Source organism: Vogesella indigofera, assembly GCF_028548395.1.
GTDB classification, from domain to species: Bacteria; Pseudomonadota; Gammaproteobacteria; order Burkholderiales; family Chromobacteriaceae; genus Vogesella; species Vogesella indigofera_A.
In genome coordinates this window covers 89,970-103,364 of record NZ_JAQQLA010000001.1, presented here as the reverse complement: position 1 = coordinate 103,364, position 13,395 = coordinate 89,970, and the positions used below count along the sequence as shown (strand labels likewise).

11 protein-coding genes are annotated in these 13,395 nt (G+C 67.4%); 3 read left to right on the top strand and 8 right to left on the bottom strand.

The features are described from left to right. Positions 1 to 51: 51 nt before the first annotated feature. The 3 genes from PQU89_RS00520 to PQU89_RS00510 form a co-directional block, all read right to left on the bottom strand. Positions 52 to 1,788 (bottom strand): hypothetical protein, encoded by a 1,737-nt coding sequence (locus PQU89_RS00520; protein WP_272764114.1) that lies wholly within the window; start codon positions 1,786 to 1,788, stop codon positions 52 to 54. A gap of 2 nt (positions 1,789 to 1,790) precedes the next feature. Then, complete coding sequence (locus tag PQU89_RS00515) at positions 1,791 to 3,605, bottom strand: hypothetical protein (RefSeq protein WP_272764113.1); 1,815 nt, start codon at positions 3,603 to 3,605, stop codon at positions 1,791 to 1,793. A gap of 68 nt (positions 3,606 to 3,673) precedes the next feature. After that, positions 3,674 to 5,650, bottom strand: a complete 1,977-nt coding sequence (locus tag PQU89_RS00510) for an autotransporter family protein (RefSeq protein ID WP_272764112.1) — start codon at positions 5,648 to 5,650, stop codon at positions 3,674 to 3,676. Positions 5,651 to 5,894: 244 nt separating this feature from the next. On the opposite strand from PQU89_RS00510, the gene PQU89_RS00505 reads away from it, so the two are divergent. Continuing rightward, positions 5,895 to 6,488 (top strand): TIGR02466 family protein, encoded by a 594-nt coding sequence (locus PQU89_RS00505; protein ID WP_272764111.1) that lies wholly within the window; start codon positions 5,895 to 5,897, stop codon positions 6,486 to 6,488. Positions 6,489 to 6,661: 173 nt separating this feature from the next. Here the strand turns inward: PQU89_RS00505 and PQU89_RS00500 are convergent, their stop codons facing one another. Genes PQU89_RS00500 through acsA form a run of 5 tightly spaced genes read right to left on the bottom strand, consistent with a single transcriptional unit; the run spans position 6,662 to position 11,884 of the window. Next, positions 6,662 to 6,895 carry an acyl carrier protein gene (locus PQU89_RS00500; RefSeq protein ID WP_272764110.1) on the bottom strand — a complete coding sequence of 78 codons (234 nt, stop codon included), beginning with the start codon at positions 6,893 to 6,895 and terminating at the stop codon, positions 6,662 to 6,664. A 22-nt stretch (positions 6,896 to 6,917) separates the two neighbouring features. Beyond that, positions 6,918 to 8,111 (bottom strand): dihydrolipoamide acetyltransferase family protein, encoded by a 1,194-nt coding sequence (locus PQU89_RS00495; protein WP_272764109.1) that lies wholly within the window; start codon positions 8,109 to 8,111, stop codon positions 6,918 to 6,920. A gap of 5 nt (positions 8,112 to 8,116) precedes the next feature. Then, a complete protein-coding gene (locus PQU89_RS00490; RefSeq protein WP_272764108.1) occupies positions 8,117 to 9,100 on the bottom strand; it encodes an alpha-ketoacid dehydrogenase subunit beta in 984 nt (327 codons plus the stop codon). After that, on the bottom strand, positions 9,097 to 10,095 hold the full coding sequence (pdhA, locus tag PQU89_RS00485) for a pyruvate dehydrogenase (acetyl-transferring) E1 component subunit alpha (RefSeq protein ID WP_272764107.1): 999 nt from the start codon (positions 10,093 to 10,095) through the stop codon (positions 9,097 to 9,099). The genes PQU89_RS00490 and pdhA overlap by 4 nt, the downstream gene beginning before the upstream one ends. Positions 10,096 to 10,105: 10 nt before the next feature. Continuing rightward, positions 10,106 to 11,884 carry an acetate--CoA ligase gene (acsA, locus tag PQU89_RS00480; RefSeq protein WP_272764106.1) on the bottom strand — a complete coding sequence of 593 codons (1,779 nt, stop codon included), beginning with the start codon at positions 11,882 to 11,884 and terminating at the stop codon, positions 10,106 to 10,108. A gap of 281 nt (positions 11,885 to 12,165) precedes the next feature. On the opposite strand from acsA, the gene PQU89_RS00475 reads away from it, so the two are divergent. Then, a complete protein-coding gene (locus tag PQU89_RS00475; protein WP_272764105.1) occupies positions 12,166 to 12,726 on the top strand; it encodes a phosphoribosyltransferase family protein in 561 nt (186 codons plus the stop codon). A gap of 17 nt (positions 12,727 to 12,743) precedes the next feature. After that, complete coding sequence (locus PQU89_RS00470) at positions 12,744 to 13,364, top strand: phosphoribosyltransferase (RefSeq protein ID WP_272764104.1); 621 nt, start codon at positions 12,744 to 12,746, stop codon at positions 13,362 to 13,364. Positions 13,365 to 13,395: the final 31 nt, after the last annotated feature.

Here is a 13,395-nt window from a genome sequence, read left to right as displayed (position 1 = left end):
TTCAGTACCGCCGCGTGCCGATGACACCAGCCGGCGGGCGCCCTTCACGGCTCATGCGTCTGCACACTGCAGTACCCGCGCCACCCGATCCAGCGGCAGCGTCTCCTCCTTCCACTGCGCCAGCGTGACGGCAATCGTCAGCGCGCCCACGCTGCGGTCGCTCAGGAGCGCCAGGCAGCGCTGGTACAGGCTGTCGCAGGCCAGGTGATGGCGCTGCCCGGTAGCGTCCTCGCTGTGCTGCGCGGTGGTGAAGTAGCATGCCACCCCGGCACGGTGCAGCTCGTCGCGGCGCTGCCGTGCCGCCGCCTCCGCCATGGCGCCGCCAACGAACAGCTCGACCGGGATACGCCCCCCCGTCGGGAACAGCTGCTGCATCAGCAGCGGCATCGCGTCGCGCGAACTCTGGCTGGCGCCCAGCGCCGGCGCGGCATTGACCTCGTTGATGATGGCGCCATTGGCATGCCAGGGCTGGGCGATGTCAAGCGTGATCATGTCGATGCCGGCCACCTCCAGACCAAACAGCGCCGCCGCACGCAGCGCCAGCGCCAGATTGTCCGGGTGGGCGGCCGCCAGCATGTCTTCGTCGCGACCACCATCGGCCGACGACTCGATCGCACGCAACGCGATCCACTCCCCCGCCGCCGGCACCGACGCCAGCTGCAGTCCTGCCTCGCGCAGGCAGGCGCGGGTGTCGTCATCGGCCCGCAACGGCGGCGCGCGGCGCCACGGCGGCAGGGCCAGCTGCTGCAGGTTGGCCGTATCGAGCAGCGCCTGGATGCTGCGCACACCATCGCCTTGCACCGCCACCGGCAGGCGCTTGACCACATACATCACCCGACCGCCGACCACCAGAATGCGATGGCAGACGCCGGGGGCCTGCTGCTCCAGCAGCAGCGGCCAGCCAAAGTGCGCGGCCTTGTCCAGCGCCAGCTGCAGCTGCGAGTGGTTGCCGATCCCGGTGCTGACCCCTTCGCCACGATCGCGCGCCAGCGGTTTCACCACCAGCGGCCAGCCCAGTTCCTGTGCCGCGATGCTGGCCTGTTCGCCATTACCGACCAGCCGCTGCACCGCCGTGGGCAGCCCCGCCTGTCGCAACCACTGCGCGGCCAACTGCTTGTTGCTCGCCGCGCGGATGCCGATCGAGGAGTCGCTATCCAGCCGGCTGGTGAAGGCGTGTCGCAGCTGTACGCCCCAGCCCAGCTGGAACACGCCGTTGCCCTCGTGCCGCCACGGAATGCCAAGGTTGGCCGCAGCCTGCAGCAGTGCCATGCCGGACGGCGCGGCGATGGCGTGCGGCAGCAGCCGCGGCAGGATGTCCTGCACCAGCGACTGGAAAAATGCGGACAGCGGATCACTGCCCGCCACCTGCCATGCCACCGCCTGCAGCCAGCGGACACAGCAATCACAGGCCTGCAGCAGCAGTGCGGCCGGTACGCCATCCAGTTGCGCAAAGGCGATGTCGCACTGCCATGGTGCCGCCGCGTCCTGCGGCGGCGTGATGGCCAGCACCTTGCCGTCGGCCAGCAGCGGTATGCCGCAGGCGCGCAACAGCGCCGGCGTGGCGGCGGCTATGCGCCAGGCAAGGCGCTGCAGCTGCGCCTCGACCGGGTCATGCGGCGAGTCCAGCCGCGCGGGCTCGACCAACGGCGACTCCAGCCAGGCGTGCAGCCAGGCATCAAGCAAAGGCCAACTCATGTCGGCCGGCAGCAGGCCGAGACGGATGCTCAACACCTGTTGTGCTTGCAGGGGCGTGCGGTCAGCAAGGGAAGGCAAGGTCGTCATCGTCATCGCTACGCCTCTTCTGCGGGTGGCAGGTACGCTTGCAGCAGCGCCAGCCAGTGCCCGGCCTCCGCCGGCGCTTGGCCGCACGGGGTCTCGGCCACCACCTCCAGCCGAGAAATGCGGTCGAGCGGCAGCCCGGCTGCCAGCCAGTGGCCGTTACTCACCAGCAGCACGGCCTGCACCCGGTGCTCCAGCAACAGCGCCTGCAGCCGGTGAGCAGCGTCTCCCGTCATCGCCAGTGGCTGGCCGTGCGCATCGAGACAGTACTCATCGCTACAGATAAAGCAGCTGACGCCCTGTGCCGTCCACGCCGCCTGCCGCTGGCGTGCCGTTGCCAGCGCGGCCGCGGCGCCGATATAGACCTCGACCGGGATGCGGCCGCCAGCAGGCCACAGCTGCCGCAGCATGGCGGTCAGATAGCGCCGGTACCACGTGCCGGCGCCCAGCTGCGGTGCATGATTGACCTCGTTGATTACCGCGCCGTTTTCATGCCACGGACGCCGGATGTCCGGCGAAATGATATCCACCCCGGCCATCGCCAGCCCCAGCCGGCGGGCGGCACGGCAGGCCAGCGCGATGTTGTCCGGATGCACCAGCTCGGTCACATCCTCATTATGCGCACCGTCGATATTGTTAGGGATCTCGCGCAGGTAGAGCGGCGTGCCGGCGGGCGGAATGCTGTGCCAGCCATAGCCCTGCCGAGCAAGGCAAGCGGCCGCGGCCTGATCCTGCGGCAGCGGCGGCAGGCGCCACCACAGCATCTCTTCCTGTCGCCGACTATTCTCCGCAGCCAGGCAGTGCGCGAGATCATGACGGCCATCGGCGACCAGCGTCACCGGCCGGCGGCGTATCACGAACAGCAGTTCGCCATCCACTACCTGCAAGTGGTGGGTATCGCCGGCGACCTCACGTTCGACAATCGCCTCGTCGGCCACGGCTGCCGCCAGCCGGAAGGCCTGACGAGCGGCAGCCTCGCTAGCCACACCGACGCTCACCCCCTGCCCGCCCTCGCCGCTTGCCGGCTTGAACACCAGCGGTGCCGCCATCTCGCGCCATGCTTGTACCGCATCGGCCTCCGTCGCCACCAGCCGCTGCTCTGGCACCGGCATGCCACCACTGGCCAGCCAGCGCCGGGTCAGCACCTTGTTGCCGCTGACCTGGATGCCGAGCATGGAATCCGTCCCCAGCCCGCCCTGCTGCAGCCGTCGCGCATGGCTGCCCCAGCCGATCTGGTAGCAGCCCTGCCCCAGATGCTGCCACGGCAGTTCGGCCGCCGTGGCGGCGGCCAGCAGCGACAAGGTGGTGTCGTCGGTCGGATTGTGCCGGCACAACGGCCCGATCAGCGTCGCCTCCAGTTGCCGGTACAACACTTCGCTGGCGGAAAAGTGGCCGGGGTTGGCGAGATAGCCGCACAGCACGATGGCGGCGGCCTCGTAACAGCGTGTGACATCCGCCGCCGGAAAATACGCCACTTGCGCAATCGCAGCCTCTACCAGCCAGCCATCCGCCGCTGCCGGCAGCAGGCGCGTGATCACCCCCGGCGTGAATACCGGGATGCGCGCCAGCCGCTGCAGCTGTGCGGCCAACTGCAACAAGCGCCAGGCCCACTGCGCCACGCGCTGTTCGTCCTCAGACCACAAGGGGTCCATAGCAGCGGGCGTAACCGCCAGCCGGAATGTCTCCGCCAGCCAGCGGTCGGCCGCCAGCCAGTCGGAGTCTGGCGCCAGCGCCGCAGAGCGGAAGCGGAGGGCCTGTACAGGCTGGGACAGCCCATAGCGGTAGACCGGCGAACGGGCAGGCTGCAACTCGAGTATGTAGGTCATGAAAAAAAAAACATAAAAAATGGCAGTGGCGCGAGCCACTGCCATGGTCAGTCATGCATGCGGCAGGCTTAGAACATCCAGCGCAGTTTGACCGACACGGTCTGGTTCAGGAAGTCGGTCTTGTACAGCGCATCGTAACGGCCGGTGATTTCCATGCCGCTGGCGGTTTTGTGGGTCAGGCCAAAGCCGCCACGCACCTGCCACGGACTCGGGTCCGCACCGTAGGTGACAAACGCCGCATTGGGCGCGCCGGCAAATGCCGACACGATGGACGAGCGCTCGTTGAGCGTATCGTAACCGACGCCGAGGTTGGCCTGCAGCTGGGTGCCGTTGCCAAGATCCCTGATCAGCTTGCCTTCCAGCGCCAGTACCAGTGCATCCGACTTGCGGCTTTGCACCTGCAGGTTCAGTGCGCCGGCACCGGTTTCGCTGTAGGCCTGATCCTTGATCCAGGTGTAGTCGGCACGCAGCGATGGTGTGATGCTCGTGCGCTCATCCAGCACATAGTTGCGGCCGATACCCAGGCCGGCATGCGCGGTGAAGCTGTCATAGTCCGACGCGGCCACCGACTGGGTGAACGCGATCTGGCGTTCGCCCTGCGAGTTGCCCTGGCCAATATCCACCTGGAAATTCAGGTTGGTGCGCTCGTCCAGGCTGTAGCTGCCGTAGCCGACCAATTGATAAACATCCACTTCGCTGCTCTGCTTCGCGACCGTGGACTTGCCGTCGATGTCAATATTGGCATAGGCCAGCGCGCCCCCCAGACGCAGCTGCGACGAGAGCGCACCGTCGATCCCGACCGTCAGGCCACGGGTGCGCGCATCATAGCCGGCCACGCCGTCACGGTTTTCCTGCTCCGCCCAGGAACCGAACGGTTTGACCCACACATGGCGGTCACTGAACGCCTGGTCACCGGCCGACAGACCGGTACTGCCTTCGATACGGGCCTGCACGATCTGGTTGACGCTGGCCAGCGCATCCTGCGTCGCGGCGATGGAAGCACCGGTATGCAGCGGCAGGGTCTGCGACACCGCGTCGGACACTTCCTGCGCGGTAGCCAGCTGGCCCAGCGCATCGACCACTTCTTGCAGACCGGCGGCACCGGAGTCCAGCACCTGTGCCGCACCCAGCCCCGGAGTATTGCTGTTGTCACGCGCCGCCTGCTCCACCGTCAGCGCGCGCACGGCGTCGATATACAGCGTCTGCTGGTTGGAAACCAACGTGCCCAGTCGGGTAGTAAAGTTGAACAGCGCGCTGTTGTCGGTGACCTGGGAGAAGGCACCATTGATGCTGCCAGCCGTAGTGTGAATGATGCCAAACGAGCTCATGCCGGAACTCAGGCTCAGGCCGCTGTTGGCTTTTACGTCCACATCCAGCGTGCCGTCCAGCTCAACGTTGGCCGCCTGCAGGTAGCTGTAGCTAGCTTCGACGCTGGTGGAGACGATGGCAACCCGCAGCGTGGCGTCGGACTCTTGGGAAAAGTAGCCACTCAGCACCCCGTAGCCAGCGCTACCGCTGTTGCGTAGGTCATCCTTGTCGGCGCCATTCTTGAGCGTCACCACACCACCGCCAGCATTGGTCAGGTTGGTAGCGACGATGGAGCCAGCGATCTGGCCCTCGTTAAAGATATTGACGTTCTGCCCCGGGCTGCCTGCCCGGTTCACCGCATAGTTCTGCCCCACAATCACGCCGCTGCTGTTGTTGTTGATCTGGGTGCTGTAAGTACCTGAGGTATCCTGCACATAAATCGCAGTATTGCCGGTGATGCGGCCACTGTTGTCAATGGAGGTAGAAAACTCGCTGCCAGTACTGACGGTAACGGCTGTGCTGCCACTCACATCGATCTTGCCGGCAGAGCTAACGGTCAGGTCGCTGCATACCGTCTCCGCCGTAGTTGTCTCGGTGGTGACGGAGGTGGTGCAAGGAGTCGCCTGCGCCGAACCGGCGGCCAAGGCGAAGAAGGCGGCGGCGGTGGCCAGCACCAGCGGTTTTTGCTTGCTGGCAGGTTGGCCGCAGGCAGGACGGGTGGAGAATGGGGTAGGCATAGCGATTCCTAGTCTGGTACGGGTGGCGACATTGTGATTACATAAGGACAACTTGAAAATAAAATGTCATAGCAACGGCCGCCTTATTATCCAGACTGTGGTTTTTCACACCCGAAAATCGGGGGCAAAAGGCTGTCAATACAGGCGTTACGCCGCCAAGAGCCCAAACTGTCGGCACACAGCCCTCACAGCAAAACTGCTGCTATTCAGCGCACTTTATAAACAAACATTGAAAAATACCTCGATGCAACAACTCAATCTTGCCCATATGGAGCTGTTTCCGACCCGGGTCTGGTCGGTCAGCCTGTCAGCCCTGAACGAACACGTGCCGCAATGGACAGCACAGATCGAGTCGTGGCGGCAGCAGAATCCGGTTGCGGAGGGACGCTCCAACCGCATGGGCTGGAACAGTGTGCAGACACTGTTTGACGACCCGCTTTTTCTGCCGCTGGCACAGGCGGTGCGCACCGTTTTCGATTTCATCTTCAACGAAATGGGCCCGCCACTGCACCGCTATCAGCTGAAAGCTTGGGCCAATGTGCATGACGCCGGCGGCTACAACACCTTCCACAATCACGCCGGTGCCCTGCTCAGCGCCTGCTACTACCTGAAGGTACCCGCCGGCAGCGGGCCCATCGTGCTGCGCGACCCGCGCCCCGGCGCGCTGCTGTCGCCGTGGCAGGGCAGCTTGCGCCCCAACGCCGGCAGCGAGATTTCCATTGCCCCGGAAGCCGGCCAGCTACTGGTGTTCCCCAACTGGCTGGAACATGGCACCGAGGCCCACGCTGGCAGCGAGTCGCGCATCTCAATCCCGGTCAATGCCGTCATGGGCATCTGACCCGGGGCTTTGACGATGGGCACTGCACCGCCGCTGCCATCAGGCAGCGGTAGCCGCAACTGACTCATGTCCAGTAAAGGCCTGCAAACACGACCGCCGGTCATACGCCTGCGGATGTTCCGCAGTAAGACTAACCAGCACCAAGCTGGCATCGCGGACCTCGACAAGGACATTCAAGACAAGAAATCTTGAATGCCCTTGATGGTGAAAAGCTTGGGGTAGTCCTTCTCGGCGATTGCCATCCCGCTGCCCTGGCTCAGGCCGATGATGAGGTTGAGAAAATCCATCGAGTCCAGATCCAGCGCCGCGCGCAGGTCCTCGTCGTCGCCGACCCCGGCCAGATCGGCCTCCGGGGCGATGCCGGCCAGTACCTTGCCGACCAGCGCCATCACGTCGTCCTTATCCATGCCTCGTCTCCTTGTTCGATTCTCATAGCGTGTCCGGGTGCTGCAGGGCGTCATTGATGGCGGCCAGCAGCTGCCCGCCCAAGTGACCGTCGGTCACCCGGTGGTCCGCCGCCAGGCTCACACTCAGCATCTCGCGCACCGCCAGCTGCCCGTCCAGCACCCACGGCCGCGGCTGCACGCGGCCAAAACCGATGATGGCGACCTGCGGCGGGTAGATCACCCCCAGCACGCTCTCGGCGCCGCGCTCGCCGAGGTTGGTCAGGGTGATGCTCGGGTCGGCCAGCTCCGAGCTGCGCAGGCTGCCCGCCCGTGCCCGCTGCACCAGATCGCGCATGGCGGTCATCAGCTGCGGCAGGCTCAGGCGGTCCGCGTCGTGGATGGCCGGGGCGACCAGCCCGCCGCCGCGCAGCGAGACGGCCCAGCCGGGATGGATGCCCGCCGCGGCCCGAAAGCCGCCGTCCTCATAAAAGCCGTTGAACTGCGGATACGCCTGCAGCGCCCGCGCGCAGGCCTTCAACAGCAGCACCGCCGCCAGCAGCCGCTGCTCGGGCGGCCGCTCGGCGTTCCAGGCCGCCAGCCACTGCGCGGCGACGCCGAAGTCGATGCTGTCGGTCAGGTAGTAGTGCGGGATCTCGCGCTTGGAACGGCCCATCGCCGCGGCGATGGCCTGCCGCATCTGCGCCGGGTCGAAACCGCGATGCACGTCGCTGCCGGTCGCGGCTGCCGCCTCTGCCGGGTGTCTGGACACGGCCGCTTCGACGTCGCGCAGGCAGACGGCACCGCCCTCGCCTGTCCCGCGCCCAACCAGCGCCGCCAACTCCACGCCCAGCTGCTGCGCCCGCTGCCGCGCCGCCGGGCTGACGCGCATGCGGCCAACGTTGGCCACAGAGCGGGCTGGCTCTGCGCTGGCCTCCGTCATGACTGGCACCGGTATGCTAACAGCTGCCGGAGCAACGGCCGCCACAGCCTGCGCGGCGGTTTCGCCGCTCTGCCGCACAGTGGCCAGCACGGTCCCCACCGGCACCTCCTGATCCAGCGGCGCCAGGTTGTCGATAACGCCATCGAGGAAGATTTCCACGTCGATGGCGCCCTTGTGCGTCTCCACCACCGCCACCACGTCACCGGACTTGACGCGATCACCGGGCTTGACCAGCCACTGCACCAGCTTGCCTGTCTCCATGTCGGCGCCCAGCGAGGGCATCAGGAAGTCGGCCATATGCGCTACCCCGCCGGCTGCAGCAGCGCGCGGGCGGCGGCCACGATGTCCGCCACCTGCGGCAGCGCCGCGGCTTCCATATGCGCCGCGTAGGGCACCGGCACCTCGGCGCTGCATACCCGCCGCAGCGGCGCATCCAGCTCGTACAGCGCCTCGTCGGCGACGCGGGCGGCGATCTCGGCGGAGATGGAGCCGCTACGCCAGCCTTCGTCCACGATCAGGCAGCGGTGGGTGCGGCTCACCGATGCGATGACGGTGGCGCTGTCCAGCGGCCGCAGCACGCGCAGGTCGATCACCTCGGCCTGGATGCCGGCTGCGGCCAATTCGTCAGCGGCGGCCAGGCACTTGGGCAGGCTGTTGCCATAGGTCACCAGGCTGAGGTCGGTGCCGCTGCGGCGCACTTTGGCGTGGGCGATGTCCACGCCGCCAACCGCCTCGTCCAGCTCGCCCTCGGCGTTGTACAGCACGATATGCTCGAAAATCAGCACCGGGTTGGGGTCGGCCAGCGCTGCGGCCAACATGTGGCGGGCGTCTTCCACCGTGGCCGGCACCAGCACCTTCAGCCCCGGAATGTGCGCGTACCAGCCTTCCAGGCTGTGCGAGTGCTGCGCCGCCAGCTGGCGGCCGCCACCGGTGGCCATGCGGATCACCAGCGGCACCGCGAACTGTCCGCCGGACATGTGCGACAGGCTGGCCGCGTTGTTCATGATCTGGTCCAGCGCCAGCAGGCTGAAGTTGCAGGTCATGATTTCGACAATCGGCCGCAGCCCGGCCAGCGCCGCGCCCACGCCGGCGCCGGCAATGCCGTTTTCCGCCAGCGGCGTATCGCGGATGCGCTGCGGGCCGAACTCCTCCAGCAAGCCCTTGGTTACCGCATAGCAGCCGCCGTAGTGGCCCACGTCCTCGCCCATCACAAAGCAGCGCGGGTCGGCCAGCAGCGCCGAACGGATCGCCTGGCGGCAGGCTTCGCGATAGGTGATGGTGCTCATGGCGTCTGCTCCTGCACCACGCTGTCCATCAGCACATACTGCGTCAGCGCGGCCAGCGGTTCCGGCGTGCCGGCCTCGGCAAAGGCCACCGCCGCCTCGATTTCCGCGGCGATATCGGCATCGATGCCGGCAAGCTCCTGCTGGCTGATCTGCTGGCTGGCCAGCAGCCAGTCCTGCAGCCGGGTGATCGGGTCCAGCTGGCGCCACTGCTCCACCTCGTCCTTGCCGCGATAGGCCTGGGTATCGAACATGGAATGCGCACGGTAGCGATAGGTGCGGCACTCCAGCAGGTAGGGGCCGTGCCCGGCGCGCAGCTGTGCCACCGCCAGTCTGGCCGCCGCCGCCACCTTGACCGGGTCCATGCCATCCACCTGCGCCGCCGCCACGCGATAGGCGGCGCCCTTGCGGTAGACCTCGGGCTGGGCGTCGGACTCCGCCAGCGGCACGCCCATCGCGTACAGGTTGTTTTCGCACACGAACAGCAGCGGCAGCTGCCACAGCGCGGCCAGGTTCAGGCTTTCGTGAAACGCTCCTTCGGCCACCGCGCCCTCGCCAAAGAAGCACGCCGTCACCGCCCCCGGGCGCAGCGCTTTGTCCGCCATCGCGATGCCCACCGCCAGCGGCAGCCCACCGCCGACGATGGCATTGCCGCCGTAGAAGCGGCGCGACTGGTCGAAGAGGTGCATGGAGCCACCGCGGCCACGGCAGCAGCCCTGCTGCTTGCCCAGCATCTCCGCCATCAGCGCGTCCATCGGCACGCCCTTGGCCAGCGCGTGGCCGTGCTCGCGGTAGGTCGCCAGCACCGCGTCGCCGGCGTCCAGCGCCGAGCTCACGCCCACCGCCACCGCCTCCTGCCCGTCGTACAGGTGCAGGAAGCCGCGTATCTGCTGTGCCTGGTACAGGGCGACGCAGCGCGCCTCGAAACGGCGGATGCGCTGCATCTCCCGATACAGGCGGTGCAGACCGGCGCGGTCCAGGTGCAGTTTGTCGCTCATCGGGCCGCCCTCATTTTTCGTCGCTTTCCAGGGTGGACAGATCGCCCTCCGGCAGCCCCAGCTCGCGCGCTTTCAGCAGCCGGCGCATGATCTTGCCGCTGCGGGTCTTGGGCAGGTTGCTGCGGAACTCGATCTGCTTGGGCGCCACCGCTGCGCCCAGCCGCTTGCGGGCATGGCCCAGCAGTTCGCTGCGCAATGCCTCGTCCGGCGCAAAGCCCGGCTTGAGCGCCACGAAGGCCTTCACCACCTCGCCGGCCATCGGGTCGGGGATACCGATCACCCCGGCCTCGGCCACTGCCGGGTGTTCCAGCAGCGCGCTTTCCACCTCGAACGGGCCGATCAGGTGGCCGGACGACTTGATCACGTCGTCGGCGCGGCCGACAAACCAGTAGTAGCCGTCGGCATCGCGCCGCGCCAGATCGCCGGTCAGATACCAGCCATCGACAAAGCATTTGCGGTAGCGCTCGTCCTCGTGCAGGTAGCCGCGCATCATCGATGGCCATGGCGTTTGCAGCGCCAGCTCGCCATCGGTATCCGGCGTGTCGATCAGTCGCAGGCCGCTGCTGTCGCGCTGCACGATGGCGGCGGTGATGCCGGGCAGCGGTTTGCCCATGGAGCCGGGCTTGATGTCCATGGCGGCGTAGTTGGCGATCATGATGCCGCCGGTCTCGGTCTGCCACCAGTTGTCGTGGAACGGCAGGCCGAACGCCTGCTGCCCCCACAGCACCGCCTCCGGGTTCAGCGGCTCGCCCACGCTGGCCATGAAGCGCAGCGCCGACAGCTCAAAGCCCTGCAGCGCCTCCGCGCCCAGCTTCATCATCATGCGGATGGCGGTGGGCGCGGTGTACCACACCGTGACGCGCTCCTCGGCCAGCACGCGGTACCAGCTCTGCGCATCGAACTCCGCCTCCACCACCACATTGCTCACGCCACACACCAGCGGCGCGATGATGCCGTAGCTGGTGCCGGTCACCCAGCCGGGGTCGGCGGTGCACCAGAACACGTCATCGTCGTGCAGGTCTAGCGCGTAACGGCCGGTCACCGCATGCGCCAGCACCGCCGCGTGCACATGCATGGCGCCCTTGGGCTTGCCGGTGGTACCGCTGGTGAAGTGCAGCAGGCTGACGGATTCCGGGTCGGTGGGCGCAATGGTGTAATCCGGGCAGGCCGCCGCCAGCAGCGCATCCCAGCCGTGCAGGCTGGTATCGCCGGCCGGCGCCGCGCCCACCATGATCACATGCTGCAGGCCGGGCAGCCGCTGGCGCAGGCCCTGCACCTTGCGCTGGTACAGCTCCGGTGTGGTTACCAGAACGCGGGCGTCGCCCATCCCGGCGCGGGTGGCGATAGGTTCCGGGCCGAAGGCCGAGAATAGCGGCGTCACCACGCAGCGCGCCTTGAGCGCCCCCAGCAGCGCCACGTACAGCTCCGGCAGCCGCCCCATCAGCAGGAACACGCCTTCGCCCGGCTGCACGCCCAGGCCGTGCAGCGCGTTGGCAAAGCGGTTGCTGGCCTGCGCCAGTGCGGCGTAGCTCAGCTCGCGCCGCGTGCCGCTCTTGCCCAGCCAGCGCAGCGCGATCCTGTCGCCGCGACCATGCACCAGGTGGCGATCCACCGCCTCGTAGGCAATGTTCAGCCCCGCGCCGCCCGGCAGGCCGTCCAGCATGTTGGCCGCCTCGTCCCAGCGGAACTGCGCGGCGGTCTGCGCGTAATCGGCCAGATTGGGACCTGGCCGCAGCGACGCGGATTTGTGTATCAGGGTATGGCCCATCACCTGCTGCGGTTCCGACATGACACTTCTCCGGGCTGCTGGCGGCCTGCGGCCAGTCGATCGGCCCTTGCTCGCTAGGTTCTTTATAAGGGGGCGCTATGCGGACTGCAATGCGCACCACCTCGCCGCCAGACGCGAGCCGTCGGCGGTGCCGCCCGACGTTTGCCCCCGGCTTGCCCGGCGCCGGGCCGCTTGCTATACACAGGACAGCCCGCCTCAACAAGGGTGCTGCCGCGTGTGCTTGCGGCCAACCTTGCCTGATGCGGCCACTGGGGCCAACTTGCAGCGAGGTCATTCCCGCCATGACACCCGGTTCACGAACCTGCCTGTTCGACGAGGCGCAACTGGCGGATCTGCTCGATGCCATGGCCGCCCGTAGCGCCGGCTTGCTGCGCGACCGGCAACGCGTGGCGGTGATCGGCATTCGCCGCCGTGGCGCGCCACTGGCCGACCTGCTCACCGAGCGGCTGCAGGCGGTGCATGGCATGGCACCGCCGTTGCGGCTGGACCTGCTGGTCAAGCGCTACGCCGACGATCTCACCCTGCTGCACCCGGAAACGCAGCTCACCGAGCAGGCGCAGCACGCGGCGCTGGATCTCTCCGGTTACACCCTGCTGGTGGTCGACGACGTGCTCTACAGCGGCCACTCCATCCTGAAAGTGGTGGACTATCTGGTGCAGAAGCAGCCCGCCGCCATCCGTGTGGCGGTGCTAGTGGAGCGGGCCGGCCGCTGTCTGCCGCTGGCCGCCGACGTGGTCGGCACCCGGCTGGAGATCGCGCCCCCGGACATCATCGAGTGCCACGTGCCGCCGTTTGAAAGCGACTTCAGGATCGAGCTGTTGCAGCCCGACCGCCCCCACTGACCCGGACGGAAAACGCCATGTTTGCAGACCGCCATGATGCCGCGCGCCAGTTAACCGCACGGCTGCACGCCTACCGCGACCAGCACCCGCTGGTGCTGGCGATCCCGCGCGGCGCGGTGCCGATGGCCAAGCTGCTCGCCGACGAGTTGGGCGGGGAGTTCGATGTCGTGCTGGTGCGCAAGCTGCGCGCACCCCGCCATGCGGAAACCGCCGTCGGAGCCATCGATGAAAGCGGCTGGACCTACCTGGCGCCCTACGCGGCGGCCATGGGCGCCGATCAGGACTACATCGAGCGCGAGAAACAGACGCAGCTGGCGACCATCCGCGCGCGGCGGGAAAGCTACACCCCGATCCGGCCGCCGCTTGATCCCGCCGGCCGGCTGGTGATCGTGGTCGACGACGGCCTGGCGACCGGTGCCACCATGCTGGCGGCGCTGCACGCGCTGCGCCACAAAAAGCCCGCCCGGCTGGTCTGTGCCGTGCCGGTGGCCTCACCCGACGCGCTGGAGCTGGTGCGCCCGCTGGCCGACGCGGTGGTCTGCCTGCACGCGCCGCACTACTTCCAGGCCGTCGGCCAGTTCTACCGCCACTTCCCGCAGGTGGAAGACGAGGAAGTGATTGCGCTACTCAAAACCTGAACCCGCTGCCGTCCTGACGCGCGCCGCGGCC

What these genes read in the sequence shown, in the direction of transcription:
- PQU89_RS00470 (WP_272764104.1), top strand. Translation starts at nt 12,744, where the DNA reads ATGTTTGCAGACCGCCATGATGCCGCGCGCCAGTTAACCGCACGGCTG.
- PQU89_RS00475 (WP_272764105.1), top strand. Translation starts at nt 12,166, where the DNA reads ATGACACCCGGTTCACGAACCTGCCTGTTCGACGAGGCGCAACTGGCG.
- PQU89_RS00520 (WP_272764114.1), bottom strand. Translation starts at nt 1,788, where the DNA reads ATGACGATGACGACCTTGCCTTCCCTTGCTGACCGCACGCCCCTGCAA.
- acsA (WP_272764106.1), bottom strand. Translation starts at nt 11,884, where the DNA reads ATGTCGGAACCGCAGCAGGTGATGGGCCATACCCTGATACACAAATCC.
- PQU89_RS00490 (WP_272764108.1), bottom strand. Translation starts at nt 9,100, where the DNA reads ATGAGCACCATCACCTATCGCGAAGCCTGCCGCCAGGCGATCCGTTCG.
- pdhA (WP_272764107.1), bottom strand. Translation starts at nt 10,095, where the DNA reads ATGAGCGACAAACTGCACCTGGACCGCGCCGGTCTGCACCGCCTGTAT.
- PQU89_RS00505 (WP_272764111.1), top strand. Translation starts at nt 5,895, where the DNA reads ATGCAACAACTCAATCTTGCCCATATGGAGCTGTTTCCGACCCGGGTC.
- PQU89_RS00495 (WP_272764109.1), bottom strand. Translation starts at nt 8,111, where the DNA reads ATGGCCGACTTCCTGATGCCCTCGCTGGGCGCCGACATGGAGACAGGC.
- PQU89_RS00510 (WP_272764112.1), bottom strand. Translation starts at nt 5,650, where the DNA reads ATGCCTACCCCATTCTCCACCCGTCCTGCCTGCGGCCAACCTGCCAGC.
- PQU89_RS00500 (WP_272764110.1), bottom strand. Translation starts at nt 6,895, where the DNA reads ATGGATAAGGACGACGTGATGGCGCTGGTCGGCAAGGTACTGGCCGGC.
- PQU89_RS00515 (WP_272764113.1), bottom strand. Translation starts at nt 3,605, where the DNA reads ATGACCTACATACTCGAGTTGCAGCCTGCCCGTTCGCCGGTCTACCGC.